Below are 26,758 nucleotides of genomic sequence, written 5' to 3'. Positions count from 1 at the left end.
TCTCCTTCCCGAGGACGTAGCACTTCTCCCATCCCTGCCAGGCGAGTCTCCGCACCGGAGACGGGCCGAGGCCAGGAGATGTACGTCCGAGAAGGAGGAAATATGGAGTCCCAGGTGCGTGGCGGGACCAGATGGAAGCGGTTCGCTGTGGTCATGGTGCCCAGCGTGGCCGCCACGGCTGCGATAGGCGTCGCGCTGGGGCAGGGTGCCCTGGCGGCGTCGTTCAGTGTCTCCGGCCAGTCGTTCAAGGTGACGGCGGAGCAGCTCGACGGTACGGGCTTCTCCCAGTACGGCGCCATCGACTCGGGTTACACGCTGAAGGGCGAGAAGACGGCTCACCCCGTCGCCGTCTCGGCGTTCAAGTCCGCGTCCATCAAGAACATGTGTCAGTCCGTGGTCACCCCGGACATTCCGCTGATCGGCTCGGTCAGCCTCATGCTCAAGGCGGGCGGCGGCAAGACCCCGGTCGAGGCCGAGAACCTGTACATCGACGTCGAGGACCTCGAGGCCGATGCCACCTTCCGCGGCATCGACATCGGTGTGGCAGCCAAGGACGCCGTCAAGGGTCCCGGCATCAAGAAGGGCGACACCGCGAACCCGTACGGATTCGCGCAGCAGGCCGACTCGGCCACGCTGAAGAACGTGAAGCAGACGGCGTGGGCGACCACCGCCGGAACCTTCAAGCTCAGCGGACTGAAGATGTCGCTGTCCAAGGGTGTCAAGGAGTGCTACTGAGCACCCCTTGACGGGCGGGGGAGCCACACCGGCGCCCCCGCCCGTCCCCTCTCCGGCCGCGCCTTCACCCGCGGCCCACATCTCCACCACAGCAAAGCCGTACCAGGGAGCTGTTTTCCATGAGCGCCGAGACCCCTGCCGCCGAAGGCCAGTTCACCCGCCGACGGTCGCAGTTCCGCGCCTGGCGAGGCGCGCGGCCCTTCTGGGCCGGCCTGTTCGTCGCGCTCGGCGGAATCCCCATCGCCTACTTCCCGTACGCGAACCTCCAGATCGGTCACCTGACGCTGGCGATGGCCACCACCGCGGGCGCCGGGTCCCTGATCATCGGCGTGCTGCTGGTCGTCCTGGGCGTCAGCCTGTGGTTCCAGAAGCACGTACGGGTCTTCGCGGGCGTCGCGGCGATCCTGCTGGCGCTGGTGTCCATCCCCGTCTCCAACCTCGGCGGCTTCCTCATCGGCTTCCTGCTCGCGCTGATCGGCGGGGCCATGGCCGTCTCGTGGGTGCCCGGCGAGCCGCCGCAGGCCGAGCCGCCGCTGGACGGCAGGGGAACGGGCGCCGCGCCCGAGGGCGTGGTCCCCGGGACCGCGGTCCCCGGCACCCACGCGCCCGGCACGCCGGCGTCCGACGCCGCGATGCCGCAGCCGCGGGACGGAGGGGACGGCGGGAGCCCCACCCAGGCCTTCGCGCCGCTGGGGGCGAACGATCTGTCAGGAACGAGCCCGGCCAACGGGGCGAACGGGAGGCACAGTGCCGGCTGACGAGGTGACCCGCGGGACTGACGTGGAGTCGTCCCGTGTGAGAACCGGGCCGCGCCACGCGGCACCCAAGAAGCCGTTGTTCACGAGGTTCCACGTGCCGGCCGGCAAGGCGATCGCCCTCGCGGCGATGCCCACGGCCGTCCTCATGGGGATGGGGTTCACGCCGACGCTGGCCCTCGCCGACGGCAACGACTCGGCGAAGCCGACCTCCAACAGCCTCACGGCCGACGAGTACAAGGACTGCGTGGCGGCCCTGGAGGACGCCGAGAAGGGCGCGTCCGAGTCGCCCACGCCGTCGCCCTCGGCGACCGACGGGGCGTCCGGCGAGGACGACACGAAGGAGCCGTCCCCCTCGGAGTCCGAGGACTCCGGCGAGGGCAGTGGCACGGACGCGGGCACGGACCAGGGTGGGTCCTCTTCGCCGGATTCAGGTTCCGACGACGAGGCCGACCCCGCCCCGAGCCCCTCCGCCTCCCAGGAGCCGCAGGAGTCGCAGGACAAGGCCCCGCAGAGCGGGGACGCGGCCGGCGGCGACGCCGCGGAGCCGACGCCTTCCGAGTCCGAGTCCCGCGCCGGTGTGCTGGAGGGGCTCGGCGACGCCATCGAGGGCATCTTCACCGGCGGCAAGAAGGACGAGGAGAGCCCGGCTCCCACACCGACCCCCTCGGCGTCCGAGGGTGCCGGGGAGGACGCGTCCGGTTCCGCCCAGGAGACGGCCGACAAGGGCACCGACACGGCGAAGGACGCCGCGGAGGACCCGGCCGACGCGGCGTCGGAGGCGGCCGAGGACACCGGGGAGCCGGTCGACCAGGCCACCGAGGAGGCCGTCGAGGAGGCGAAGGAGGCCGAGGACGAGGTCAAGGACGAGGCCACCGCCTCGCCCGCCCCGAGCGCCTCGGAGAGCACCGGCACGGACCTGGAGGACTGCCCGGTCGCCACGGACGAGGAGGGCGGCGTCGACAACCCGGTGCCGCTGCCCGACGACCCGTGGTACCTCAACGCCAGCTCACTGCTGCTGAAGGGCGCCTCCTACGAGGGCATAGTCGAGGTCAGGACGGCCAACGGCACCACCAAGAAGGTGCTGAAGTACGTCATATCCAACGGCACCGACATCGGCGACCTGCACCAGACGGTCAAGGACGAGCAGGCCGGCAAGACGTACCACGTGCAGGCGGCCAAGGGCTCCACGTCCACGATCCGCGACGGCGACACGGTGATGTACACCGAGAGCATCTCGGGCAACCTGCTCGGGCTGATCCCGATCACCTTCGACCCGGAGAACCCGCCGCCGCTGGACATCCCGCTCATCTACTTCACGAAGGTGACGGTCGTCCAGGCCGGTCAGTTCGGGGGCACGCTCCACATCCCGGGGCTGCACCAGTACACGACCGACTGAGCGCGCCCACGAGCCCGTTCGGGAGCCGCACAAGGCCTGAGGGCGCCCCCTGCACGCAGGGGGCGCCCTCAGCGCCGTTCACGGGCCCCACGACGGGGCCGGACCGTCAGTCGCGGCGGGTCTCGCCCAGGTGGAGGACGCGGACCATGTTGGTGGTGCCGGGGACGCCGGGGGGCGAGCCGGCGGTGATCACGACGACGTCGCCGTCGTTGAACCGGCCGAGCCGGGCCGTCTCCTGGTCCACCAGGTCGACCATCTCGTCGGTGGTGTTCACGAACGGCACCACGTGCGGCTCCACGCCCCAGCTGAGCGCCAGCTGGTTGCGGGTCGACTCGTCGGTGGTGAAGGCGAGGATGGGCTGGGCTGCGCGGTAGCGGGACAGCCGGCGGGCGGTGTCGCCGGACTGGGTGAAGGCCACCAGGCCCTTGCCGCCCAGGAAGTCGGCGATCTCGGCGGCGGCACGGGCCACCGAACCGCCCTGCGTGCGCGGCTTCTTGCCCGGCACGAGCGGCTGGAGGCCCTTGGAGAGCAGCTCCTGCTCGGCGGCGGAGACGATCTTCGACATGGTCTTGACGGTCTCGATCGGGTACGCGCCCACGCTGGACTCGGCGGACAGCATGACCGCGTCCGCGCCGTCCAGGATCGCGTTGGCCACGTCGGAGGCCTCGGCGCGGGTCGGCCGCGAGTTGGTGATCATCGACTCCATCATCTGGGTCGCCACGATCACCGGCTTGGCGTTGCGGCGGCACAGCTCGATGAGGCGCTTCTGCACCATCGGGACCTTCTCGAGCGGGTACTCGACGGCTAGGTCGCCGCGGGCCACCATGACGGCGTCGAAGGCCGCGACGACGTCCTCCATGTTCTCCACCGCCTGCGGCTTCTCCACCTTGGCGATGACGGGGACCCGGCGGCCCTCCTCGTCCATCACCCGGTGGACGTCGGCCACGTCCTTGGCGTCCCGGACGAAGGAGAGGGCGACCAGGTCGCAGCCCATCCGCAGGGCGAACCGCAGGTCCTCGACGTCCTTCTCGGACAGCGCGGGGACGTTGACCGCCGCGCCGGGCAGGTTGATGCCCTTGTGGTCCGAGATGACGCCGCCCTCGATGACGATCGTCTTCACCCGGGGGCCCACGACCTCGGTGACCTTCAGCTCGACGTTGCCGTCGTTGATGAGCACCTGGTCGCCCTTGGTGACGTCACCGGGCAGGCCCTTGTACGTGGTGCCGCAGATCGTCCGGTCGCCCGGCACGTCCTCGGTGGTGATGGTGAACTCGTCACCGCGCACCAGCTCGACGGGGCCCTCCGCGAAGGTCTCCAGGCGGATCTTCGGGCCCTGGAGGTCGGCGAGGACACCGATGGCCCGGCCGGTCTCCTTGGCGGCGGCCCGGACACGGTCGTAACGGCCCTGGTGCTCCGCGTGGGTGCCGTGGCTGAAGTTGAAGCGGGCCACGTTCATGCCGGCTTCGATCAGCGAGACGAGCTGCTCGTGGGAGTCGACCGCGGGGCCGAGAGTACAGACGATTTTCGAACGGCGCATGGGGCGATCCTATCGGTTTGTTTCGCTGCGGAATATTCCGTCTGGCGGAAAATACAAAAGGGCGGGATGCCGCTCAGGTGAGATTCCCCGAACCATTTACCAGCGCGTAGGTTTGTGTCGCGATCTCCATTTCCTCGTCGGTGGGCACCACGGCCACCGCCACCCGTGCGTCCGGGGGCGAGATCAGCCGCGCGTCGTCGCCGCGTACGGCGTTCAGCTCGCCGTCGACCGCCAGCCCGAGCCCCTCCAGGCCCGCCACGGCGGCCTCCCGCACCGGCGCCGCGTTCTCCCCGACCCCGGCCGTGAAAGCCACCGCGTCCACCTGCCCGAGAACGGCGTAATAGGCGCCGATGTACTTCTTCAGCCGGTGAATGTAGATGTCGAAGGCCAGTCGGGCCCGCTCGTCGCCGGCGTCGATGCGACGGCGGATCTCCCGCATGTCGTTGTCGCCGCACAGCCCGATCAGACCGCTCCTCTTGTTCAGGAGAGTGTCGATCTCGTCGGCGGACATTTCGCCGACACGCATCAAATGGAAGATGACGGCCGGGTCCATGTCTCCCGAGCGCGTACCCATCACGAGCCCCTCCAAGGGCGTCAGCCCCATGGAGGTGTCCACGCACCGGCCGCCGCGCACCGCCGAGGCGGAGGCCCCGTTGCCCAGGTGGAGCACGATGACGTTCACGTCCTCCGGGGACCTGCCCAGCAGCCGGGCGGTCTCCCGGGACACGTAGGCGTGCGAGGTGCCGTGGAAGCCGTAGCGGCGGATGCGGTGCCGGTCGGCGGTCTCGACGTCGATGGCGTAGCGGGCCGCGGACTCCGGCATCGTCGTGTGGAAGGCGGTGTCGAAGACGGCGACCTGGGGCAGGTCCGGGCGCAGCGCCCGGGCGGTGCGGATGCCGGTGAGGTTGGCCGGGTTGTGCAGCGGGGCCACCGGGATGAGCCGCTCGATCTCGGCGAGCACGGCGGCGTCGACCACGGTCGGCTCGGTGAAGTGCTTGCCGCCGTGCACCACCCGGTGCCCGATCGCGGCCAGCTCCGGCGAGTCCACGCCGAGGCCGTCCCTGGCCAGCTCCGCCGCGACCGCCTTCAGCGCGGCCTCGTGGTCGGGGACGGCCCCGTCGCGCTCACGGGTCTCGCCGCCCGCCGGTGTGTGCCGGAGCAGCGAGGTCTCCTCGCCGATCCGCTCGACGAGGCCGACGGCGAGCCGCTCGCCGCCGGGCATGTCGAGGAGCTGGTACTTCACCGACGAGGAGCCGGAGTTGAGGACGAGGACACGGCTGGGGCTCACTGGGCGGACGCCTTCTCGGTGGGGGACTGCTGGGCCTGGATCGCCGTGATGGCGACGGTGTTCACGATGTCCTGGACGAGCGCGCCCCGGGACAGGTCGTTGACCGGCTTGCGCAGGCCCTGGAGGACCGGGCCGACGGCGATGGCGCCGGCCGAGCGCTGCACGGCCTTGTACGTGTTGTTGCCGGTGTTCAGGTCGGGGAAGATCAGCACGCTGGCCTGCCCGGCGACCTCCGAGCCCGGCAGCTTGGTCGCGGCCACCGAGGGCTCCACGGCGGCGTCGTACTGGATCGGCCCCTCGACGCGCAGGTCGGGCCGGCCCGCGCGGACCAGCTCCGTCGCCTCGCGCACCTTGTCGACGTCCGCGCCGGAACCGGACGTGCCCGTCGAGTACGACAGCATCGCGATCCGCGGGTCCACCCCGAACCGCGCCGCCGTGGCCGCCGACTGAGTGGCGATGTCGGCGAGCTGCTCGGCGTTCGGGTCCGGGTTGACCGCGCAGTCGCCGTAGACGAGGACCTTGTCGGCCAGGCACATGAAGAAGACCGAGGAGACGATCGAGGCGTCCGGCTTGGTCTTGATGATCTCGAAGGCCGGGCGGATCGTGGCCGCCGTCGAGTGCACCGAGCCCGACACCATGCCGTCGGCGAGCCCCTCCTGCACCATCAGGGTGCCGAAGTAGTTCACGTCGGAGACCACGTCGTACGCCAGCTCCACGGTCACGCCCTTGTGGGCGCGCAGGGCGGCGTACTTCTCGGCGAAGGAGTCCCGCAGCTCGGAGACGGCCGGGTCGATCAGCTGGGCGCCGTCGAGGTCGATGCCCAGGTCGGCGGCCTTCTTGCGGATCTGCTCGACCGGGCCGAGCAGCGTCAGCTCGCACACGCCCCGGCGCAGCAGCACCTCGGCCGCGTGCAGCACCCGCTCCTCGGTGCCCTCGGGCAGGACGACCCGGCGCAGGTCGGAGCGGGCCTGCTCCAGCAGCTTGTGCTCGAACATCATCGGCGTGACGCGGTCGCTGCTGGGGGCGGAGACCCGCCGGCTCAGCTCGGCGGTGTCGACGTACCGCTCGAAGAGGCCGAGGGCGGTCTCCGCCTTGCGCGGGGTGGCCGCGTTGAGCTTGCCCTCCAGGGAGAAGAGCTGCTCGGCGGTGGGGAAGCTGTTGCCGGTCACCGAGAGGACCGGCGTGCCGGGCGCGAGGCGGGCGGCGAGGGTGAGGATGCCCTCGCCCGGGACCTCGTTCAGGGTGAGCAGGACGCCCGCTATCGGCGGGGTGCCGGCGCTGTGCGCGGCGAGCGTGCCGATCACCAGGTCGGCCCGGTCGCCGGGGGTGATGACCAGGCAGCCCGGGGTGAGCGCGGCCAGCAGGTTGGGCAGCATGGCCCCGCCGAAGACGAAGTCCAGCGCGTCGCGGGCGAGCCCCGAGTCGTCGCCGAGGACGATCCGGGCCCCGAGGGCGTGGGCGATCTGCGAGACCGTGGGCGCGGACAGGGCGGGCTCGTCCGGCACCACCCAGCACGGCACCGGCAGCCGGCCCCCGAGCCGTTCGGCGATCTCGTCCCGGTCCTCGCGGGCCACCCGGTTGGTCACCATGGCCAGGACGTCGCAGCCCAGGCCGTCGTAGGCGCGGAAGGCGTTGACCGTCTCGGCGAGCACCGACTCGGCGGTCTGCTTGCGTCCGCCCACCACCGGGATCACCGAGGCGCCGAACTCGTTGGCGAGGCGGGCGTTGAGGGACAGCTCGTCCGGGAACTGGGTGTCGGCGTAGTCGGTGCCGAGGACGAGGACCACGTCGTAGTCGCGGGCGACCAGGAGGAAGCGGTCGACCAGGGAGGACACCAGCTCGTCCGTGCCCTGCTCGGCCTGGAGCGCGGAGGCCTCCTGGTAGTCCATGCCGTAGACGGTCGAGGAGTCCTGCGTGAGCCGGTACCGGGAGCGCAGCAGCTCGAAGAGCCGGTCCGGCCCGTCGTGGACCAGGGGCCGGAAGACGCCGACCCGGTCGACCTGCCGGGTCAGCAGCTCCATCACCCCCAGTTCGACGACCTGGCGGCCGTCGCCGCGGTCGATACCGGTCACGTACACGCTGCGCGTCACGCGTGCTCTCCCCTTCGTTCTGATGGCTTCGCTCGGATGGCGGCTGGCCCGTGCACAAAAATCGCCCACCGGGGTGAGCGGACCCTCTTGACAATACCTCCGGCGATGGATAAGGCGCCCGTCAGTGTCCAGTCATGCCCGACCGCGCTCGGTCATGCTCGTCCATGCCCGTCCGGGGGTCTGCCGGGGTTCGCCCGTGCCCGCCAGGGGTCCGGTCGTGGAACAATTGGATCGGCTCACCGGTGTCAACAGCGAGCAGGAGACACAGCACGATGCGTATCGGAGTTCTCACCGCAGGCGGCGACTGCCCCGGCCTGAACGCAGTGATCCGGTCGGTCGTGCACCGAGCGGTCGACAACTACGGCGACGAGGTCATCGGCTTCGAGGACGGCTACGCGGGCCTCCTCGACGGCCGCTACCGCGCCCTCGACCTCAATGCGGTCAGCGGCATCCTCGCCCGCGGCGGCACCATCCTCGGCTCCTCCCGGCTGGAGCGCGACCGGCTCCGCGAGGCCTGCGAGAACGCCGGCGACATGATCCAGAGCTTCGGCATCGACGCGCTGATCCCGATCGGCGGCGAGGGCACCCTGACGGCCGCCCGGATGCTGTCCGACGCGGGCCTCCCGGTGGTCGGCGTGCCGAAGACCATCGACAACGACATCTCCTCCACGGACCGCACCTTCGGCTTCGACACCGCGGTGGGGGTGGCCACGGAGGCGATGGACCGCCTGAAGACCACCGCCGAGTCCCACCAGCGCGTGATGGTCGTCGAGGTCATGGGCCGGCACGCCGGCTGGATCGCCCTGGAGTCCGGCATGGCCGCCGGCGCCCACGGCATCTGCCTGCCCGAGCGCCCCTTCGACCCCGCCGACCTGGTCAAGATGGTCGAGGAGCGGTTCGCCCGCGGCAAGAAGTTCGCCGTCGTGTGCGTCGCCGAGGGCGCCCACCCCGTCGACGGTTCGATGGACTACGGCAAGGGCGCGATCGACAAGTTCGGCCACGAGCGCTTCCAGGGCATCGGCACGGCGCTCGCGTACGAGCTGGAGCGCAGGCTGGGCAAGGAGGCCAAGCCGGTCATCCTCGGCCACGTCCAGCGCGGCGGCGTGCCGACCGCCTACGACCGGGTGCTCGCGACCCGCTTCGGCTGGCACGCGGTGGAGGCCGCGCACCAGGGCGAGTTCGGCCGCATGACCGCACTGCGCGGCACGGACGTCGTCATGGTGCCCCTGGCGGAGGCCGTGACCGAGCTGAAGACGGTGCCGAAGGACCGGATGGACGAGGCGGAGTCGGTCTTCTAGACGCGGGCGTGGACGCACGGGCGGACACGGGGGCAGACGCACGGGCGGCCTACGGGTGCTTCTCGACGGCCGTCCAGAAGTGCTCCACGATCCGGTCGAGGAAGTCGCGTCCGGCCGCGCTGGAGTCACCGCTGCCGCCGCCCCAGCTGAGGGTGGCGGCCATGTGCCCCTGGTAGTCCTGGTGCAGCACCTGGAGCACGTTCTCCAGTACGCGCCGGTCCAGCGGTGCCAGTTTGGCGACCGGCCGGACATAGGCCTGCCAGCGGGTCGCCACGGCGCTCGACAGCAGCTCGGCGAGCTTCTCCTCACGTCCCGTGACGGCCACGAAGTCGGGCAGCGCGAGACCGAGCACGTCGGCGAGCGCGGCGGACTGGCGGTCGCTGCCGCGCCAGTCGTCCGTCTCCTCCATCCGCAGGTAGGCGGGGAGCGCGACACCGACGGCACGCGCCACGTCCTCCGGCGCCACCCCGCGGGCGATGCGGTGTTCCCGCAGGGTCTGCGGGCGGCCGATCAGATCACCGGGCGAGCACCACAGCACCCCGGCGAGGGCGGTCAGCTCGGAGGCCGCGGGGGCGGCGGTCCCCCGTTCCCAAGCGACGACCAGGTCCGGAGTGACGTACGGCAGCCCGTACGACACCCGCATGCCGTGGGCGACGTGCTCGGGCCCCATGTTCAGGGCGGCGCGGAGCCGGCGGGCGGCGAGGGCGTTGAACGGGGGACCCGACTGATTCGGGTGAGGTGAGGGTCGGCGCACGGCCCACACCGTAGGGGGCCGGGGAGGGCTTGACTACGGGCTGTTCGGCCAGCGATACGGATTGTACGAACCTACGGGCATAATTCGGGCGTAGTGCGGATGTTCGGATGCTCGGGGATGCCCTCGGAAATCTTCCGGTCTCCGTGGCCCCTACCGCCCGGCTCACCCCTTGACCGCCCCGCCCAGCGCGAATCCTCCGCCCAGCCGCCGGGAGATCAGTACGTACAGCAGGACGACCGGCGTCGAGTACACGATCGAGAACGCGGCCAGCTGCCCGTACGCCACCATGCCCCGGTTGCCGAAGAAGTCGTTGATGCTCACCGAGGCGGGCATCTGGTCCGGGGTGAGCAGCAGCATGAACGGGACGAAGAAGTTGCCCCACATCATCACGAACGAGAACACCGTGACCACCGCCACCCCCGGCCCCATCAGCGGCAGCACGATCCGCAGCAGCGACTGGAACGACGACGCCCCGTCCGTCCACGCCGCCTCCTCCAGCTCCTTCGGCACGCCGTCCATGAAGTTCTTCATGAGCCAGATGGCGAAGGGCAGCTGGGACGCGGCGAAGAAGAAGACCGTGCCGTGCAGGGTGTCGATCAGGTTCACCCGCACGAACAGCGCGTAGACCGGCACCATGATCGCCGTGATGGGGAGGCTGGTCGCGAACAGGATGGTCAGCAGGAACGGCCGGTTGAGTCGCGAGCGGAAGCGGGAGAGCGGGTAGGCCGCCAGCGCCGCGCACCCCACCGTCAGGAGGGTCGCCCCGCCGCACAGGAGCAGGCTGTTGAGCAGCGGGGTGAAGGTGATCTCCGGGGTGAGGATCGCGTCGAAGTGCTCCAGCGTGAGCCCGTCGGGGACCTTGACCCGCAGACTCGCGTGCGGGTCCAGGGCGGACAGCACCACCCAGGCCAGCGGCAGTACGAAGGCCGCGGCGACCACCAGCAGCCCGGCGTCGGCGGCCGTACGGCGCCGGTCGCGCCGGGAGGCGGGCGAGGTTGCCATGTCAGACCTCCGTCCGCAGCAGGCGCAGGTACACGACCGAGAACAGCGAGCCGATCAGCAACAGCAGCAGCGCCACCGCCGTGCCGTACCCGATCAGGCTGTTCTGGAAGGCCTGCTCGTACATGAACAGCGGCAGCGTCTGGCTCCTGCCGCTCGGGCCGCCCCGCGTCATCACCCAGATCAGCCCGAACACGGAGAGGGTCTGGAGGGTGTTCAGCATCAGGTTGGTGGCGATGGAGCGGCGGATCATCGGCAGCGTGATGTGGTACATCCGCCGCCAGCCGCTCGCCCCGTCGACCTCGGCGGCCTCGGTGACCTCCTTCGGGATCTCGTTCAGCGCGGCCGAGTACACCAGCATCGAGAAGGCGGTGCCCCGCCACACGTTGGCGAACGACACCGCCAGGATCGGCAGCGTGAACAGCCAGTTCTGGGAGGGCAGATGGAGCCAGTCCAGGAGGGCGTTGAGGGTGCCCTCGCGCCGGAAGAAGGCGTAGAGCAGGAAGCCCGCCACCACCTCGGGCAGCACCCAGGCCGTGACGACGACGCCGCCGGTGAACGTGCGCACCGGCTTCGAGGCCCGCCGCATCAGCGCGGCCAGCGCCAGGCCCAGGGTGTTCTGCCCGATCAGCGAGGACAGCACCGTGAACACCAGGGTCAGCCACACGGCGTTGAGGAACGCCTCGTCCGCGAAGGCCCGCCGGAAGTTCTCGAAGCCCACGAAGGACTCCTCGGCCTGCCCGGTGAGTTGCAGGTCGGTGAAGGCGATGACGACGCAGTAGGCGATCGGGCCGGCGAGGAAGAGCAGGAGCAGGACGAGGGCGGGGGAGACGGGCAGGGCCCGGAAGAGGGAACGGCGGACGGTGCCGGTCCGCGCACCGGAGGCGGCCGGGGGAGCCGGGGACTTGCCGACCCCCGGCCCGGCGTGCCGCGGCGCGGTCGCCGTCACCTGCTCACCACCTGGTCGTCGGTCGCCTCCCTGAGCGCCTCGTCGTAGTCGCGCGCCGCCTCCTCCACCGTCTTGTCACCGGTGGTCACGCCCTCCATGGCCTCCTGGATGGCGACGGAGACCTTCGGGTACGCCGGGTAGGCGGGCCGGTAATGGGTGTCGGCGACGAGGTCGGTGAAGAACGCGATGCCGGGCTGGGCCGCGACGTAGGCGGGGTCGTCCGCGACGTCCTCGCGGACCGCGATGCCCGAGTTGGCGACGTACCACTTCTGGGCGTTGGCCTTGGTCTGCATGGTCTTGACGAACTCGAAGGCCAGGTCGGGGTTGCCCGCCTTGGCCGGGATCGACCAGGTCCAGCCGCCGGACATGCTCACCCGGCCGGGCGCCTGGCCGTTCTGGGTCGGCATCGCGGCCAGCCCCAGCTCCTTCGACCACTCGGGCCACTCGTGCCCGCTGCCCTCCAGCCAGTCCTGCGGCAGCCAGGAGCCGTCGAGCGCGATGCCGAGCCTGCCCTGGGGGAGCAGCTCACCGCGGACCTTGGTGCCGAAGTTGGGGTCGAGCGCGTCGGAGACCTCCGGGCCGAGCTTCTCCTCGTACACCGTCTCGACGAAGGCGAGGGAGTCCTCGAAGCCCTGCCCCGCCGTGATCCACTTCTTGCCGCCCTTGTCGTAGAGCGGGTCGGTGGAGCCGTCGTTCGTGCCGTACAGGAGCATCTGGAAGCCCTGCATCGTGGCGGCCTCGCCGGCCGGCTTGCCGGTGTAGACGTTGAGCGGGACGACGCCGGGGACCTTCTCCTTGATGGTGCGGGCGGCGGCGAGGACCTCGTCCCAGGTCTTCGGCTGCCAGTCGGCGGGCAGCCCGGCCTTGGCGAAGACGTCCTTGCTGAACCACAGGCCGCGTGTGTCGGTGCCGTCCGGCACGCCGTACGTCTTGCCGTCCTCGCCCTTGGCCGCCGCCTTCGCGGTGTCGATGAACCGGTCCCAGTCCTTCCACTCGGCCAGGTAGTCGTCGAGCGGCTTCAGGTACCCGCTGGTGATGTCGGAGTTGATGAGGAAGGTGTCCTCGTAGACCAGGTCGGGTGCGGTCTTGGGGGAGCGGAGCATCTGCTGGAGCTTGGTGTAGTACTCCGAGTCCGGCGCCTTGATGGGGACGAGCTCGACCTTCTTGCCCGGGTTTGCCTTCTCGAACTGCTTCTTGATGTCGCCGAGGTACGTGTCCATCACCTTGATGGAGTTGTCCGTGGACTGCTTGAAGGAGACCCTCACCGTGTCCGGATCGTCTCCGGAGCCGCTTCCGCAGGCGGCGAGGGTGGTGGAGGCGAGCGCGGTGAGGGTGACCAGGGCGGTGGACCGGACGGTGGGACGCACGGGCATGACCTCCTACGGGCGCACGACGCTGTGGCCGGGACGGCTGCTCGGCGAACGTAAGAGGAGTGGTCTAGTCAGGTCAATGCGTGTGCGGTGGACAACTCGTGTTCATCGCCCCCGCTCGGCCTCGCTGACCCACCGGTACACCAGCTCCGGCCGCCCCACCTGCCCGTAGAGCGGACTGCGCCCCGCGCGCCCCGCGTCCACCAGGTGCTCCAGGTAACGCCGGGCCGTGATGCGGGAGATGCCCACCGCCTCGGCGACCCCGGCCGCCGTGAGGCCCTCGGCCGCGCCGCGCAGCGTGCTCGTGACCCGTTCCAGGGTCGGGCCGCTGAGCCCCTTGGGCAGGGCCGCGGGGCCGGGGGCGCGCAGGGCGGCCAGCGCCCGGTCCACCTCGTCCTGGCCGCTCGCCTCCCCGGCGGCGGCCCGGAACTCCGCGTACCGCACCAGCCGGTCGCGCAGGGTGGCGAAGGTGAACGGCTTCAGCACGTACTGCACGACGCCCAGCGACACGCCTTCCCGCACGACCGTCAGGTCCCGCGCCGACGTCACCGCGATCACGTCGGCGTGGTGCCCCGCCGCCCGCAGCGAGCGGGCCAGCTGGAGGCCGTGCGCGTCCGGCAGGTGCAGGTCGAGCAGGAGCAGGTCCACCGGCGTACGGTCCAGCATCCGCCGGGCCTCGGCGCCGGTGTGCGCCTTACCGACGGCCGTGAACCCCGGGACCCGGCCGACGTACATCACGTGCGCGTCGGCGGCGACGGGGTCGTCCTCGACGACCAGGACCCGGATGGGCTCCCCGGCGGTGCTCATACCGCGCCCCCGGTGCCCGGTCTGCCCGCCGCGGCGGCCGGCGGCGCGCCGGCGCCCAGCGGCAGCCGGGCCTCGAAGCGGGCGCCGCCGCCCTCCGCCCCCGTCACGGCCAGCGTGCCGCCGTGCCGCTGCACCGCCTGCCGGACCAGCGCCAGCCCCAGCCCCCGGCCGCCCTCGTCGGCCGGCTTCGTCGAGTAGCCCCGCTGGAAGACCAGGTCGGCGTGGGCGGGATCGACCCCGGCGCCGGTGTCGGTCACCCGCATCACCAGATCCGGGCCCGCATCTGCGGCCGCGTCGGTGTACGCCGCCACCGTGACCCTGGAGGGCACCCGGCCCTGGGCCGCGTCCACCGCGTTGTCGACCAGGTTGCCCAGGATCGTCACCAGGTCCCGGGCGGGCAGGGACGGCGGCAGCAGCCCGTCGTCCAGTCGGCTCTCCTGCGACACCACCAGCTCCACTCCCCGCTCGTTGGCCTGCGCCGTCTTGCCCAGCAGCAGCGCGGCCAGCACCGGCTCGCTCACCGCGGCCACCACCTGGTCGGTCAGCGCCTGCGCCAGCTCCAGCTCGGCCGTCGCGAAGTCCACGGCCTCCTCCGCGCGCCCCAGCTCGATCAGCGAGACCACCGTGTGCAGCCGGTTGGCGGCCTCGTGCGCCTGCGAGCGCAGTGCCTGGGTGAAGCCGCGCTCGGAGTCCAGCTCGCCCGTCAGCGACTGGAGCTCCGTCACGTCGCGCAGGGTCACCACCGTGCCCCGGTGCTCGCCGCCGGAGACGGGCGAGGTGTTGACCACCAGCACCCGCTCGGCCGTCAGGTGCACCTCGTCCACCCGGGGCTCCGACGCCAGCAGCGCCCCCGTCAGCTGCGCGGGCAGCCCCAGGTCGGCGACCGAGGCGCCCACCACCTCACCCGACACGCCGAGCAGCTCCCGTCCGCCGTCGTTGATCAGCGCCACCCGGTGCCGCCCGTCCAGCATCAGCAGGCCTTCCCGCACCGCGTGCAGTGCCGCCTGATGGTAGTCGTGCATCCGGCTCAGCTCGTCCGCGTTCATGCCGTGGGTGTGCCGGCGCAGCCGCGCGTTGATCACGTACGTGCCGACCGCGCCGAGCAGCAGCGCGCCGGCCGCCACCGCGAGCAGGGCCGTCAGCTGCTCCTGGGCCCGCTTGCTGATCTCCTCGACCTTGATGCCGGCGCTGACCAGGCCGGCCACCCGCCCGTCGTCGTCGACGGGCGCGACCGCCCGCACCGACGGCCCCAGGGTGCCGGTGTAGGTCTCGGTGAGGGTCTCGCCCCGCTGGGCGCGCTCGATGTGCCCGCGGAAGGGACGTCCGATCTGCTCGGGGTCGGGGTGGGTCCAGCGGATGCCCTCCGGGTCCATGATCGTCACGAAGTCGACGTCCGTGTCCCGCATGACCCGCACCGCGTACGGCTGGAGCCGCGCCGTCGGGTCCGGGGTGCGGATCGCGTCCAGCACGGACGGCGAGTCGGCGATCGCCAGCGCCACCGACCTGGCCTGCCGCCCGGCCGCGTCCTCGGCCTGCTGCCGGTCGCTGACGTAGGTGAACAGCGCGTACCCGGCCACCACGACCGCTATCAGCACCGCCTGCATGGCGAAGAGCTGACCGGCCAGGCTGCGGGGTCCGGGAACGGGGAGGCGCATGCCGCCAGTCTCCCCCTTGGATGATCGGTGAACTAAATGAACGCAAGGGTGACCGCGCTCACAGCCCGGGAGATAGTCACCGCGTCCCCGAAACAAACCCCCGGACGTGAGCCGCACGCCGGTGATGCCGACGACGTCGTCAAGGAGGGCCGCCGTGACCAGCGAAGCCGCTACGGCACCTGCCGCACCCAAAGCCAAGCGCGACCGCACGCACTATCTCTACATCGCCGTGATCATCGCGGTCGCCCTCGGTATCGCCGTCGGTCTCGCCGCCCCCGACTTCGCGACCGAGCTGAAGCCGCTGGGCACCGGCTTCGTGAACCTGATCAAGATGATGATCTCGCCGATCATCTTCTGCACGATCGTGCTGGGCATCGGTTCGGTCCGCAAGGCCGCCAAGGTCGGCGCGGTCGGCGGTATCGCGCTGGCCTACTTCCTGGTGATGTCGCTGGTGGCCCTCGCCATCGGCCTGCTCGTCGGCAACATCCTGGACCCGGGCACGGGCCTCGCGGTCACCGACGCCATCAAGGAGACCGGTCAGGCGCAGGTCGACGCGGAGGCCAAGGGGACCACCGAGTTCCTGCTGGGCGTCATCCCGACGACCATCGTCTCCGCGTTCACCTCCGGCGAGGTCCTCCAGACCCTGCTCGTCGCGCTGCTCTGCGGCTTCGCCCTCCAGGCCATGGGGTCGGCCGGGCAGCCCGTCCTGCGCGGCATCGAGCACATCCAGCGGCTGGTCTTCCGCGTCCTGGCCATGATCATGTGGGCCGCGCCGATCGGTGCCTTCGGCGCTATCGCCGCCGTCACCGGTTCGGCCGGCGTCGACGCGCTCAAGAGCCTGGCCGTGCTGATGCTCGGCTTCTACGTCACCTGCTTCCTCTTCGTCTTCCTGGTGCTGGGCGCGCTGCTGCGCTTCATCGCGGGCGTCAACGTCCTCTCGCTCTTCAAGTACCTGGGCCGCGAGTTCCTGCTGATCCTGTCCACCTCCTCCTCGGAGTCGGCGCTGCCGCGCCTGATCGCCAAGATGGAGCACCTGGGGGTCAGCAAGCCGGTGGTCGGCATCACCGTCCCGACCGGCTACTCCTTCAACCTCGACGGCACCATGATCTACATGACCATGGCCTCGCTGTTCATCGCCGACGCCATGGGCACCCCGATGTCCATCGGCGAGCAGATCCCGCTGCTGCTCTTCCTGCTGGTCGCCTCGAAGGGCGCGGCCGGTGTCTCCGGCGCCGGGCTCGCCACGCTGGCCGGCGGGCTCCAGTCGCACAAGCCCGCCCTGGTGGACGGCATCGGCCTGATCGTCGGCATCGACCGCTTCATGAGCGAGGCCCGCGCCCTCACCAACTTCGCGGGCAACGCCGTCGCCACCGTGCTGATCGGCACCTGGACCAAGGAGATCGACCGGGACCGGGTGGACGAGGTGCTCGCCGGGCGGGCCCCGTTCGACGAGAAGACGCTGCTGGACGACCACCACGGCGCCGACGGCGCCGACAGCGCCCCGGACCTGCCCGAGCAGGGCGGCGAGAAGGAGCTGGCCAAGGCCTGACCCGGCCGGCGCGGCGCCCGTACACTCCGGGCGGCCGAGGTGCTCCCCCCGTTGCTCGGCCGCCCGGTCCCCGAAACCCCGCGTCTTCTGGCGCGGGGTTTCCGCGCTCCGCTCGCCGGCGCCGGGCTCCTTGCCTTGACGTCCGCGTCAGGGCTTACGTTCGTCCGCATGCGAATCGGCGAGCTGGCCGCACGGGCCGGGACCACCACGCGGGCGCTGCGGTACTACGAGTCGCGGGGCCTGCTGCCCGCGCGGCGCGGCGCCAACGGGCACCGGACGTACGACGAGGGCGACCTGAAGCTGCTGCGGCAGATCAGGACGCTCCGCGACTTCGGGTTCGACCTGGAGGAGACCCGCCCCTTCGTGGAGTGCCTGCGCGCCGGGCACCCCGAGGGCGACTCCTGCCCGGCCTCCCTGGTGGTCTACCGGCGCAAGCTGACGGAGCTGGACGAGCTGATCGAGCAGCTCGCGTCCGTGCGCGCGCAGGTCGGCGCACAGCTGGCGCGGGCCGAGGCGGCGGTTCCGGGGGGTCCGGAACCGAAGCGCGAACTGGGAGGGCACGGATGACAGGCGACGGGGTGGCCGAGGTGACGGACGCCGGGTTCCGTACGGAGGTGCTGGGCAGCGAGCTGCCGGTGCTGGTGGAGTTCACCGCGGACTGGTGCCCGCCGTGCCGGCAGATGGCCCCGGTGCTCAGGGCCCTGGCCGCGGAGGAGGGCGAGCGGCTCCGGGTGGTGCAGCTGGACGTCGACCGGAACCCGGCGACCACGAACGCGTACAAGGTGCTGTCCATGCCGACCTTCATCGTGTTCCGCGACGGTGAGCCGGTGAAGTCGATGGTGGGCTCGCGGCCCAAGCGGCGGCTGCTGGAGGAGCTGGCCGACGTGATCTGATCCCCGCTCCCGAAACGAAGAAATCCCCCGGGCAATTGCGCTCGGGGGATTTCTTTGCGTATATTCGTTGATTCGTGACTTCAGGAGAATGAGGTCGCGAAGAAGTTCACTGAGCACAGTATATCCGGGCGGGAGTGGAATTGTCAAACACCGAATTTCCGGACGATGAATTGCGGCAGGAGCAGGAATTCATCGACGGACTCTACGCACGCGTGGACGCCCTGCGCGGCGACACCGAGGACTCGGTCACGGACGCCCTCGCGCGGGGGAACACGCCCATGCAGGCCCGGCTGGAGCGGGACATCCTGGTCGCCGAGCGCTCGGGGCTGCTCGCCGCGCTCAACGCGGTGGACGGCTCCCTCTGCTTCGGCCGGATCGACCTCGCCTCCGGCGCCGCCCACCGCATCGGCCGCATCGGTCTGCGGGCCGACGACGCCGAACGCACCCCGGTCCTGATCGACTGGCGGGCCGACGTCGCCCGCCCCTTCTACCTGGCCACCGGCCACACCCCGATGGGCCTGCGCCGGCGCCGGCACATCGCGAGCGAGGGCCGCCGGGTCACCGCCCTGCACGACGAGATCCTCGACCTCGGCGACGAGACCCGGACCGGCCACGAGGACCCGTCCGGCGACGCCGTGCTGCTGGCCGCGCTGAACTCCGCGCGCACCGGCCGCATGGGCGACATCGTGCAGACCATCCAGGCCGACCAGGACCGCATCATCCGCGCCCCGCACCGTGGTGTCCTGGTCGTCGAGGGCGGCCCCGGCACCGGGAAGACCGCCGTCGCCCTGCACCGCGCCGCCTACCTCCTCTACGAGCACCGCGAGCTGCTCGCCAAGCGCGCCGTCCTGATCGTCGGCCCGAACCCGGCCTTCCTCGGCTACATCGGCGAGGTGCTGCCCTCCCTGGGCGAGACCGGCGTGCTCCTCGCCACCGTCGGCGAGCTGTTCCCCGGCGTGAAGGCCACGGCGACGGACACCCCGCGGGCGTCGGCGGTGAAGGGCCGCGCCGCCATGGCGGACGTCCTCGCCGAGGTCGTCCGCGACCGGCAGGCGCTGCCCGACCCGGTGATCGCGATCGAGCACGACCGCGAGATCCTCATGCTCGACGACGACCTGGTCAACGTCGCCCGCGAGCGCACCCGCGCGGCGAAGCTGCCGCACAACGCGGCCCGCGAGCACTTCGAGGGCCACATCCTCAACACCCTCACCGACATGGTCGCCGAACGCATCGGCACCGACCCCTACGACGGCACCAACCTCCTCGACCCCAGCGACATCACCCAGATCCGCGACGAACTCGCCGAGAACCCCGAGGTCTGGTCGGCGATCGACCGGCTGTGGCCCCGGATCACCCCGCGGCGCCTGGTCGCCGACTTCCTCGCCGCGCCCGAGGCCTACCTCGCCGCAGAGGACGCCGCCGCCGTCCGCCGTCCGGTCACCCGGCGCTGGACCGTGGCCGACGTGCCGCTGCTGGACGAGGCGGCCGAACTGCTCGGCGTGGACGACCGCGTCGCCCGCTCCCGCGCCGAACGCGAGCGGGAGCAGCAGATCGCCTACGCGCAGGGCGTGCTGGACGTGTCGTACGCGTCGCGGACCTACGAGTTCGAGGACAAGGACGAGGAGGACGCCGAGGTCCTGTCCGCGCACGACATCATCGACGCCGAGCGGTTCGCCGAACGCCAGGAGGAGGAGGACCACCGCAGCGCCGCCGAGCGGGCCGCGGCCGACCGCACCTGGGCCTTCGGGCACATCATCGTCGACGAGGCGCAGGAGCTGTCCCCGATGGCCTGGCGGCTGCTGATGCGCCGCTGCCCGACCCGCTCGATGACCCTGGTCGGCGACCCGGCGCAGACCGCGGAGGCGGCCGGTGTCGGCTCCTGGTCGAAGATCCTCGCGCCGTACGTCGAGGACCGCTGGGAGCACACCCGGCTGGGCGTCAACTACCGCACCCCGGCCGAGATCATGGACGTGGCGGCGGCCGTCGTCCGCGCCGACGACCCCGCCTTCACCCCGCCCAGCTCGGTGCGCTCGACGGGGGTACGGCCCTGGATCCGCGCCACCGGCGACCTCCCGGCCGCCGTCGCCGAGGCCGCCCGGGAGCTGGCCCCCGAGGAGGGCCGCCTCGCCGTCATCGCCCCGCGCGAGCTGCACCGGGCGCTCGCGGCCCGGCTGGACGGCGTCACGGCGGACGCCGAGCCGGACCTGACCCACGGTGTCGTCCTCCTCGACCCGCGTCAGTCCAAGGGCCTGGAGTTCGACTCCGTCCTGGTGGTCGAGCCGGGCCGCTACGGCACGAGCGACCTGTACGTGGCACTCACCCGCGCCACCCAGCGGCTCGGCGTCCTGCACACCGAACCGCTGCCGAAGGGCCTGGTGGACGCGGCCGCTTAGCCGGGGAACCGGCCGTCAGGCCGGGCGCAGCCAGACCGTCGCCAGGGGCGGCAGGGTCAGCCGGATGCTCGCCGGCCGGCCGTGCCACCCCTGCGGCTCCGGCTTGACCGGGTCCGGGTTGCCCACGTCCCCGCCGCCGTACCGCGCCGCGTCGGTGTTGAGCACCTCGTGCCAGGCGGGGACGTCGTCGGGGACGCCGAGGCGGTACTCCGGGCGGACCACCGGGGCGAAGTTCGACACCGCGAGCAGCGGGGCGCCGTCGGCGTCCAGCCGCAGGAACGCCAGGACGTTGTCCTCGGCGGCGTCCCCCACGACCCACGCGAAGCCGGAGGGGTGGGTGTCGCGCTGCCACAGCGCGGGCGTGTCCCGGTAGACGGCGTTCAGGTCGCGGACCAGGTCCAGCACCCCCCGGTGGTCCGCCGCCGCCCCGTACTGCGGGTCGAGCAGCCACCAGTCCGGGCCGCGCGCCTCGGACCACTCCGCGCCCTGGGCGAACTCCTGCCCCATGAAGAGCAGCTGCTTGCCGGGGTGGGCCCACATGTAGCCCAGGTAGGCCCGCTCGCTCGCGCGCTGCTGCCACCAGTCGCCCGGCATCTTCGACACCAGCGACTTCTTGCCGTGCACCACCTCGTCGTGGGATATCGGCAGCACGTAGTTCTCGCTGTACGCGTACACCATCGAGAAGGTCATCTCGCCGTGGTGGTACTTGCGGTGCACCGGCTCGTGGCTCATGTACTCCAGCGAGTCGTGCATCCAGCCCATGTTCCACTTCAGCCCGAAACCGAGCCCGCCGAAACCGCTCGGCCCCTCGTGGTGGGTGGCCCGGGTGACGCCGTCCCAGGCCGTCGACTCCTCCGCGACGGTCACGACGCCGGGCACCCGCCGGTACACCGTCGCGTTCATCTCCTGGAGGAAGGCCACCGCGTCCAGGTTCTCCCGCCCGCCGTGCTCGTTCGGCGTCCACTGGCCCGGCTCGCGCGAGTAGTCCAGATAGAGCATCGAGGCGACCGCGTCGACCCGCAGCCCGTCGATGTGGAACTCCTCGCACCAGTACACCGCGTTGGCGACCAGGAAGTTGCGCACCTCGCGGCGCCCGAAGTCGAACTCCAGCGTCCCCCAGTCGGGGTGCGCGGCCCGCAGCGGGTCGGAGTGCTCGTACAGCGGGCGCCCGTCGAACTCGGCCAGCGCCCAGTCGTCGCGCGGGAAGTGCGCGGGCACCCAGTCCATCAGGACGCCGATGCCGGCCCGGTGCAGCCGGTCGACCAGGTACTTGAAGTCGTCGGGGTCGCCGAGCCGGGCCGTGGGCGCGTAGAAGCCGGTGACCTGGTAGCCCCAGGAGCCGCCGAAGGGGTGCTCGGCGACCGGCATCAGCTCGACGTGCGTGAAGCCCAGGTCCGCGACGTACGCCGGCAGCTGCTCCGCCAGCTCGCGGTAGGTCAGGCCGGGGCGCCAGGAGGGCAGGTGGACCTCGTACACCGACATCGGCGCCTCGTGCGCGGGGGCCTGGGCGCGCCGGGCCAGCCACGCGTCGTCCTCCCACGTGTACTCCGAGACGTGCACGACGGAGGAGGTGGCCGGCGGGACCTCCGTGCGCCGGGCCATCGGGTCGGCGCGGAAGGTGCGCGAGCCGTCGGGCCGGGTGATCTCGAACTTGTACAGCTCTCCCGCGCCGATCCCGGGCAGGAACAGCTCCCAGACCCCGGTGCCGCCCAGCGACCGCATCGGGTGGCCGGTGCCGTCCCAGAAGTTGAAGCCGCCGGCCACCCGGACGCCGCGCGCGTTCGGCGCCCACACCGTGAAGCGGGTGCCCGCGACGCCCTCGTGCGTCGCCGGACGCGCGCCGAGCGCCTGCCACAGCTGCTCGTGGCGCCCCTCGCCGATCAGGTGCAGGTCCAGGTCGCCCAGCGTGGGCAGGAAGCGGTACGGGTCCTCGACCTCCTGCTCGGTGTCCCCGTACGTCACCAGGAGCCGGTAGGCCGGGACCTCGCCGAGCGGCAGCAGGGCGGAGAAGAAGCCGCCCCCGTCGTCGTGCAGCGCGACCCGCAGCTCCCCGGACAGGACGGTCACCGCCCGCGCGTACGGCCGGAACGCCCGGAAGGCGACACCGCCGGGCACCCGGTGGGCGCCGAGCACGGCGTGGGGATCGTGGTGCGTGCCGGCGAGCAGCCGCTCCCGGTCGGCGGCGGCCGGCACGGGGGAGACGGCGACCTCGGCCGGTACCGCCTCCTTCGCGCTCCCGCGGGCGGCCCCGCCCGCCGCGGGCGCCTTCTTCGCGACGCCCTTCTTCCCGCCCGCCTTCCCGGCCCCCGGCCCCTTCCCGGCGGGCGGCTGCCCGGCCGTCTTCTCGACGGTCGCCTTCGTGACGGCCGCCTTCCTGGCCGCGGGCTTCTGCGCCGTCGCCTTCTCGGCCGCCTTCTTGGCCGCGGCCTTCTTCGCGATCGACTTCTCGGCCGTCGCCTTCTTCGGGGTCGTCCCCCGGGCCACCGCCTTCCGAGGCGGCGCCGCCTGCTGCTGCGCGGCGCTCTTCTCCTCGGCCGTCTTCTTCGGGTCGGGACCGCTGGACGAGGGGCGGGGGGTCACGGGCGGGGCCTCCTGGGCGAAGTGGGATCAGGAAGGGGGGCGGGCAGCGGCGTCACGCCGGTTCGGGCACGGACAGGCGGCGCACCGCGGACATCGGCACCGCCAGCCACTCGGGGCGGTGGCGTGCCTCGTACAGCACCTCGTAGACCGCCTTGTCCGTCTCGTGGGCGCGCAGCATCACGGGGTCGGTGCGCGGATCGACGCCGGCGGCCTGCGCGTACCCGGTGCAGAACGCGGCCCGGCAGCTGTCGGCCCAGCCGGGCACGGGCGCCTCGGCCGAGTGCGCGGCGTAGTCGAAGGAGCGCAGCATCCCGGCGACGTCCCGCACCGGCGGCTGCGGCATCCGCCGCTCGGCCAGGGGCTTCGCGGGCTCCCCCTCGAAGTCGATCAGCGACCACCGGCCGGAGGGCGAGCGCAGGCACTGACCGAGGTGCAGGTCACCGTGGACGCGCTGGGCGGTCCAGGTGCGGCCCTCGGCGGCCAGGTCGCCCAGCGCGGTGAAGGCGGTGCGCAGCGCGGGCGCGTAGGGCCGCAGCAGCGGCACCGCACGGGCGGCCTCCTCCAGCCGTCCGATCATGCCCTCGGCGAGCTGCCGCATCTGGGCGTGACCGAGGGTGACGGTCGGCAGGGCACGGGCCAGCGCGCCGTGCACCTCGGCGGTGGCCCGGCCGAGCGCCCGCGCCTCCGCGGCGAAGTCCTCGCCCTTGGCCAGTTCGCGCAGGGCCAGCTCCCAGCCGTCGCTCGCGCCCTGGACGTACGGCTGGAGGACGCCCAGCACCCAGGGCCGGTCGGCCAGGTCGGCCACCATCCAGCCGGCCGGTGCCGGCACCCGCGGGCAGCCCGCCCGGGCCAGCGCCAGCGGCAGCTCCAGGTCGGGATTGACACCCGGCACGATCCGGCGGAGCAGCTTGAGAATGAACGTATCTCCATACACGACCGACGAGTTGGACTGCTCGGCGGTCATCAGTCGCGGTACCAGGCCGCCGCGTATCTCCTGGTCCCGGTCCCGCTCGAAACGGAGACCGCCGATGCGGGCCCGGGTGCGCAGCGCCTCCAGGAGCACCTCGGCGGGCCTGGTGTCGTGGAGGGCGTCGTAGACGGTGCGGCCGGCCAGCGGGCCCTCGGTGACGTGTCCGATCAGCGCGGGCGCCAGCCGGGGCGGCAGCGCCTCGCGCGCGCCTATGAGGAGCTGGTAGCAGTCCCCGGGCTCCTCGGGCGCGCCGGAACCCGCGGCGAGCTGCTGGTGGGCACGGACCAGCACGTGGTGGAGCCCGAGGCGGGCGTCGGCCGGCAGCAGCTCGGTGGCGGCGACCAGCGAGAACCCGGTGACCGGGCGCCCCTTGCCCGCGAACCAGCGCTGCCGCGGCAGCCAGTCCCGCAGGAGTGGATCGAGTGACGCAAGGAGGCCTGGCGGGCTCGTGCTCGTGACGGTGCGTGTGACGGCTTCCGACATGGCGTCGCGTCCTTTCCCCGGGTCGACGGGGTGTTACTGATGCGTGCCCCGGGCGGGGCGGCAGAAACCGCCCCGCGCCGGGGTGAGGGCCCCTGGGGCCTAGACGGCGTCCTTGCGGAGCCGGAACCAGTAGAAACCGTGCCCGCCGAGGGTCAGCAGGTACGGCAGTTCACCGACCGCCGGGAAGCGGACCCCGCCGAACAGCTCGACCGGGTGGCGCCCCTCGAAGGCGCTCAGGTCCAGCTCGGTGGGCTGCGCGAACCGGGAGAAGTTGTGCACGCACAGCACCAGGTCGTCCTCGTACTCCCGCAGGAAGGCCAGCACGGCGGGGTTGGAGGAGGGCAGCTCCGTGTACGAGCCGAGACCGAAGGCCGCGTTCTGCTTCCGGATCTCGATCATGCGGCGGGTCCAGTGCAGCAGGGAGGAGGGCGAGGCCATGGAGGCCTCGACGTTCGTCACCTGGTAGCCGTGGACCGGGTCCATGATCGTGGGCAGGAAGAGGCGCCCCGGGTCGCACGAGGAGAAACCCGCGTTGCGGTCCGGCGTCCACTGCATCGGGGTGCGGACCGCGTCGCGGTCGCCGAGCCAGATGTTGTCGCCCATGCCGATCTCGTCGCCGTAGTAGAGGATCGGCGAGCCGGGCAGGGAGAGCAGCAGCGCGGTGAACAGCTCGATCTGGTCGCGGTCGTTGTCCAGGAGCGGGGCCAGCCGCCGGCGGATGCCGATGTTGGCACGCATGCGCGGGTCCTTGGCGTACTCCGCGTACATGTAGTCGCGCTCCTCGTCGGTGACCATCTCCAGGGTCAGCTCGTCGTGGTTGCGCAGGAAGATGCCCCACTGGCAGTTGGACGGGATGGCCGGGGTCTTGGCGAGGATCTCGGAGACCGGGTAGCGCGACTCGCGGCGCACGGCCATGAAGATGCGGGGCATGACCGGGAAGTGGAAGGCCATGTGGCACTCGTCGCCGCCGGAGGAGAAGTCGCCGAAGTAGTCGACCACGTCCTCGGGCCACTGGTTGGCCTCCGCGAGCACCACCGTGTCCGGGTACTGCGCGTCGATCTCCTTGCGCACCCGCTTCAGGAACTCGTGGGTGCGCGGGAGGTTCTCGCAGTTGGTGCCCTCCTCCTGGTACAGGTACGGCACCGCGTCCAGCCGGAACCCGTCGATGCCGAGGTCCAGCCAGAACTTCAGGGCGGAGATCATCTCCTCCTGCACGGCCGGGTTCTCGTAGTTGAGGTCCGGCTGGTGGGAGAAGAAGCGGTGCCAGAAGTACTGCTTGCGCACCGGGTCGTAGGTCCAGTTGGACGCCTCGGTGTCGACGAAGATGATCCGCGCGTCCTGGTACTGCTTGTCGTCGTCGGCCCAGACGTAGTAGTCGCCGTAGGGGCCGTCGGGGTCCCTGCGGGACTCCTGGAACCACGGGTGCTGGTCGCTGGTGTGGTTCATGACGAAGTCGATGATCACGCGCATGCCGCGCTGGTGGGCGGCGTCCACGAACTCGACGAAGTCGGCCAGGTCGCCGAACTCGGGCAGGACGGCGGTGTAGTCGGAGACGTCGTAACCGCCGTCGCGGAGCGGTGACTTGAAGAAGGGGGGCAGCCAGAGGCAGTCCACCCCGAGCCACTGGAGGTAGTCCAGCTTGGCGGTGAGGCCCTTGAGGTCGCCGACGCCGTCGCCGTTGCTGTCCTGGAAGGAGCGGACGAGGACCTCGTAGAAGACGGCTCGTTTGAACCAGTCCGGGTCCCGGTCCTTGGCGGGTGTGTCCTCGAAGGTGTCCGGCACGGGCTCGTTGACGATCATGTGGTGGGTGACCCTCCGATCTGCGGGTGGGACGGTCGCAGAACCGTGCAGACGTGCGCGGGCGAACGGCCCGGCTCCAGGCGCACATAGTTGGCCCTGCCCCAGTGGTAGGTCTCGCCGGTGAGCTCGTCGCGCACCGGCACCGACTCGTGCCAGTCCAGGCCGAGTTGCGGCATGTCCAACGAGACCGTCGCCTCCTGGGTGTGGTGGGGGTCGAGGTTGGCGACCACCAGAACCGTGTTCGACCCCTGCCGCTTCGAGTAGGCGATCACCTCCTCCTTGTCCGTGGCGTGGAAGTGCAGATCGCGCAGTTGCCGAAGGGCCGGGTTCCGGCGCCGGATGGTGTTGAGCTTGGTGATGAGGGGGGCGATGGTGCGGCCCTCGCGTTCGGCGGCGGCCCAGTCGCGGGGGGTGAGCTGGTACTTCTCGCTGTCGAGGTATTCCTCGGAGCCTT

At 71.6% G+C, this 26,758-nt stretch carries 20 protein-coding genes and 1 pseudogene; 8 read left to right on the top strand and 13 right to left on the bottom strand.

The features are described from left to right. Positions 1-102 precede the first annotated feature (102 nt). From AC07FV_RS17080 to AC07FV_RS17070, 3 genes are all read left to right on the top strand, one after another. Entirely contained in the window at positions 103-735 is a 633-nt protein-coding gene (locus tag AC07FV_RS17080; RefSeq protein ID WP_479082555.1) for a DUF6230 family protein, read from the top strand. Positions 736-854: 119 nt separating this feature from the next. Beyond that, positions 855-1,493, top strand: coding sequence for a DUF6114 domain-containing protein (locus AC07FV_RS17075; protein ID WP_479088080.1), 639 nt, complete (start codon positions 855-857; stop codon positions 1,491-1,493). Beyond that, positions 1,483-2,889 (top strand): hypothetical protein, encoded by a 1,407-nt coding sequence (locus tag AC07FV_RS17070; RefSeq protein WP_479088078.1) that lies wholly within the window; start codon positions 1,483-1,485, stop codon positions 2,887-2,889. The genes AC07FV_RS17075 and AC07FV_RS17070 overlap by 11 nt, the downstream gene beginning before the upstream one ends. A gap of 106 nt (positions 2,890-2,995) precedes the next feature. Here the strand turns inward: AC07FV_RS17070 and pyk are convergent, their stop codons facing one another. From pyk to pta, 3 genes are all read right to left on the bottom strand, one after another. Beyond that, positions 2,996-4,426, bottom strand: a complete 1,431-nt coding sequence (pyk, locus tag AC07FV_RS17065; RefSeq protein WP_356604680.1) for a pyruvate kinase — start codon at positions 4,424-4,426, stop codon at positions 2,996-2,998. 73 nt (positions 4,427-4,499) lie between these two features. Next, positions 4,500-5,714: an acetate kinase gene (locus tag AC07FV_RS17060; RefSeq protein WP_479088076.1), complete on the bottom strand. Its 1,215-nt coding sequence runs from the start codon at positions 5,712-5,714 to the stop codon at positions 4,500-4,502. Continuing rightward, the gene (gene pta, locus AC07FV_RS17055; RefSeq protein WP_479088074.1) at positions 5,711-7,804 is read right to left on the bottom strand and encodes a phosphate acetyltransferase; all 2,094 of its coding nucleotides are present in this window, start codon (positions 7,802-7,804) and stop codon (positions 5,711-5,713) included. The genes AC07FV_RS17060 and pta overlap by 4 nt, the downstream gene beginning before the upstream one ends. Before the next feature lie 272 nt (positions 7,805-8,076). Here pta and AC07FV_RS17050 point away from each other — a divergent pair, with 272 nt between their 5' ends. Further along, complete coding sequence (locus tag AC07FV_RS17050; protein ID WP_383646629.1) at positions 8,077-9,102, top strand: ATP-dependent 6-phosphofructokinase; 1,026 nt, start codon at positions 8,077-8,079, stop codon at positions 9,100-9,102. 49 nt (positions 9,103-9,151) lie between these two features. Here the strand turns inward: AC07FV_RS17050 and AC07FV_RS17045 are convergent, their stop codons facing one another. The 6 genes from AC07FV_RS17045 to AC07FV_RS17020 all read right to left on the bottom strand — a co-directional run bounded on the left by AC07FV_RS17045 (position 9,152) and on the right by AC07FV_RS17020 (position 15,636). Continuing rightward, positions 9,152-9,865 carry a helix-turn-helix domain-containing protein gene (locus AC07FV_RS17045; RefSeq protein ID WP_479088072.1) on the bottom strand — a complete coding sequence of 238 codons (714 nt, stop codon included), beginning with the start codon at positions 9,863-9,865 and terminating at the stop codon, positions 9,152-9,154. 153 nt (positions 9,866-10,018) lie between these two features. Then, complete coding sequence (locus AC07FV_RS17040; RefSeq protein WP_479088070.1) at positions 10,019-10,858, bottom strand: carbohydrate ABC transporter permease; 840 nt, start codon at positions 10,856-10,858, stop codon at positions 10,019-10,021. A 1-nt stretch (position 10,859) separates the two neighbouring features. Then, positions 10,860-11,804 carry a carbohydrate ABC transporter permease gene (locus AC07FV_RS17035; RefSeq protein WP_479088068.1) on the bottom strand — a complete coding sequence of 315 codons (945 nt, stop codon included), beginning with the start codon at positions 11,802-11,804 and terminating at the stop codon, positions 10,860-10,862. Beyond that, positions 11,801-13,177, bottom strand: a complete 1,377-nt coding sequence (locus AC07FV_RS17030) for an extracellular solute-binding protein (RefSeq protein WP_479088066.1) — start codon at positions 13,175-13,177, stop codon at positions 11,801-11,803. Before AC07FV_RS17030 ends, AC07FV_RS17035 begins: the two co-directional genes overlap by 4 nt. Positions 13,178-13,279: 102 nt before the next feature. Continuing rightward, the gene (locus AC07FV_RS17025) at positions 13,280-13,981 is read right to left on the bottom strand and encodes a response regulator (protein WP_479088064.1); all 702 of its coding nucleotides are present in this window, start codon (positions 13,979-13,981) and stop codon (positions 13,280-13,282) included. Continuing rightward, positions 13,978-15,636 (bottom strand): sensor histidine kinase, encoded by a 1,659-nt coding sequence (locus tag AC07FV_RS17020; RefSeq protein ID WP_479088062.1) that lies wholly within the window; start codon positions 15,634-15,636, stop codon positions 13,978-13,980. The genes AC07FV_RS17025 and AC07FV_RS17020 overlap by 4 nt, the downstream gene beginning before the upstream one ends. A 154-nt stretch (positions 15,637-15,790) precedes the next feature. Here AC07FV_RS17020 and AC07FV_RS17015 point away from each other — a divergent pair, with 154 nt between their 5' ends. The 4 genes from AC07FV_RS17015 (at position 15,791) to AC07FV_RS17000 (ending at position 20,471) form a co-directional block, all read left to right on the top strand. Next, positions 15,791-17,185 (top strand): cation:dicarboxylate symporter family transporter, encoded by a 1,395-nt coding sequence (locus AC07FV_RS17015; protein WP_479088060.1) that lies wholly within the window; start codon positions 15,791-15,793, stop codon positions 17,183-17,185. Positions 17,186-17,353: 168 nt separating this feature from the next. Continuing rightward, positions 17,354-17,752, top strand: a complete 399-nt coding sequence (locus AC07FV_RS17010; protein ID WP_479088058.1) for a MerR family transcriptional regulator — start codon at positions 17,354-17,356, stop codon at positions 17,750-17,752. A gap of 11 nt (positions 17,753-17,763) precedes the next feature. Then, positions 17,764-18,078: a thioredoxin family protein gene (locus AC07FV_RS17005; protein ID WP_479088601.1), complete on the top strand. Its 315-nt coding sequence runs from the start codon at positions 17,764-17,766 to the stop codon at positions 18,076-18,078. Positions 18,079-18,218: 140 nt separating this feature from the next. After that, positions 18,219-20,471 carry a HelD family protein gene (locus AC07FV_RS17000; protein ID WP_479088056.1) on the top strand — a complete coding sequence of 751 codons (2,253 nt, stop codon included), beginning with the start codon at positions 18,219-18,221 and terminating at the stop codon, positions 20,469-20,471. Positions 20,472-20,486: 15 nt separating this feature from the next. Here AC07FV_RS17000 and glgB read toward each other — a convergent pair whose 3' ends face one another. The 4 genes and pseudogenes from glgB to AC07FV_RS16980 form a co-directional block, all read right to left on the bottom strand. Next, the gene (gene glgB / locus AC07FV_RS16995) at positions 20,487-23,051 is read right to left on the bottom strand and encodes a 1,4-alpha-glucan branching enzyme (RefSeq protein ID WP_479088054.1); all 2,565 of its coding nucleotides are present in this window, start codon (positions 23,049-23,051) and stop codon (positions 20,487-20,489) included. A 52-nt stretch (positions 23,052-23,103) separates the two neighbouring features. Next, a complete protein-coding gene (locus AC07FV_RS16990; RefSeq protein WP_479088052.1) occupies positions 23,104-24,504 on the bottom strand; it encodes a maltokinase N-terminal cap-like domain-containing protein in 1,401 nt (466 codons plus the stop codon). 99 nt (positions 24,505-24,603) lie between these two features. Continuing rightward, positions 24,604-26,304, bottom strand: coding sequence for a maltose alpha-D-glucosyltransferase (gene treS, locus AC07FV_RS16985; protein WP_479088050.1), 1,701 nt, complete (start codon positions 26,302-26,304; stop codon positions 24,604-24,606). Further along, a pseudogene (locus AC07FV_RS16980) lies at positions 26,301-26,758 on the bottom strand (alpha-1,4-glucan--maltose-1-phosphate maltosyltransferase); the annotation flags it as partial. The pseudogene AC07FV_RS16980 and the gene treS, both read right to left, overlap by 4 nt.

The organism is Streptomyces sp. NPDC045956 (assembly GCF_056430705.1).
The sequence above is the reverse complement of the archived record's forward strand: the minus strand, read 5'-3'. Positions and strand labels throughout refer to the sequence as shown.

What these genes read in the sequence shown, in the direction of transcription:
- AC07FV_RS17080 (WP_479082555.1), top strand. Translation starts at nt 103, where the DNA reads ATGGAGTCCCAGGTGCGTGGCGGGACCAGATGGAAGCGGTTCGCTGTG.
- AC07FV_RS17075 (WP_479088080.1), top strand. Translation starts at nt 855, where the DNA reads ATGAGCGCCGAGACCCCTGCCGCCGAAGGCCAGTTCACCCGCCGACGG.
- pyk (WP_356604680.1), bottom strand. Translation starts at nt 4,426, where the DNA reads ATGCGCCGTTCGAAAATCGTCTGTACTCTCGGCCCCGCGGTCGACTCC.
- AC07FV_RS17050 (WP_383646629.1), top strand. Translation starts at nt 8,077, where the DNA reads ATGCGTATCGGAGTTCTCACCGCAGGCGGCGACTGCCCCGGCCTGAAC.
- AC07FV_RS17040 (WP_479088070.1), bottom strand. Translation starts at nt 10,858, where the DNA reads ATGGCAACCTCGCCCGCCTCCCGGCGCGACCGGCGCCGTACGGCCGCC.
- AC07FV_RS17030 (WP_479088066.1), bottom strand. Translation starts at nt 13,177, where the DNA reads ATGCCCGTGCGTCCCACCGTCCGGTCCACCGCCCTGGTCACCCTCACC.
- AC07FV_RS17025 (WP_479088064.1), bottom strand. Translation starts at nt 13,981, where the DNA reads ATGAGCACCGCCGGGGAGCCCATCCGGGTCCTGGTCGTCGAGGACGAC.
- AC07FV_RS17020 (WP_479088062.1), bottom strand. Translation starts at nt 15,636, where the DNA reads ATGCGCCTCCCCGTTCCCGGACCCCGCAGCCTGGCCGGTCAGCTCTTC.
- AC07FV_RS17010 (WP_479088058.1), top strand. Translation starts at nt 17,354, where the DNA reads ATGCGAATCGGCGAGCTGGCCGCACGGGCCGGGACCACCACGCGGGCG.
- AC07FV_RS16990 (WP_479088052.1), bottom strand. Translation starts at nt 24,504, where the DNA reads ATGTCGGAAGCCGTCACACGCACCGTCACGAGCACGAGCCCGCCAGGC.
- treS (WP_479088050.1), bottom strand. Translation starts at nt 26,304, where the DNA reads ATGATCGTCAACGAGCCCGTGCCGGACACCTTCGAGGACACACCCGCC.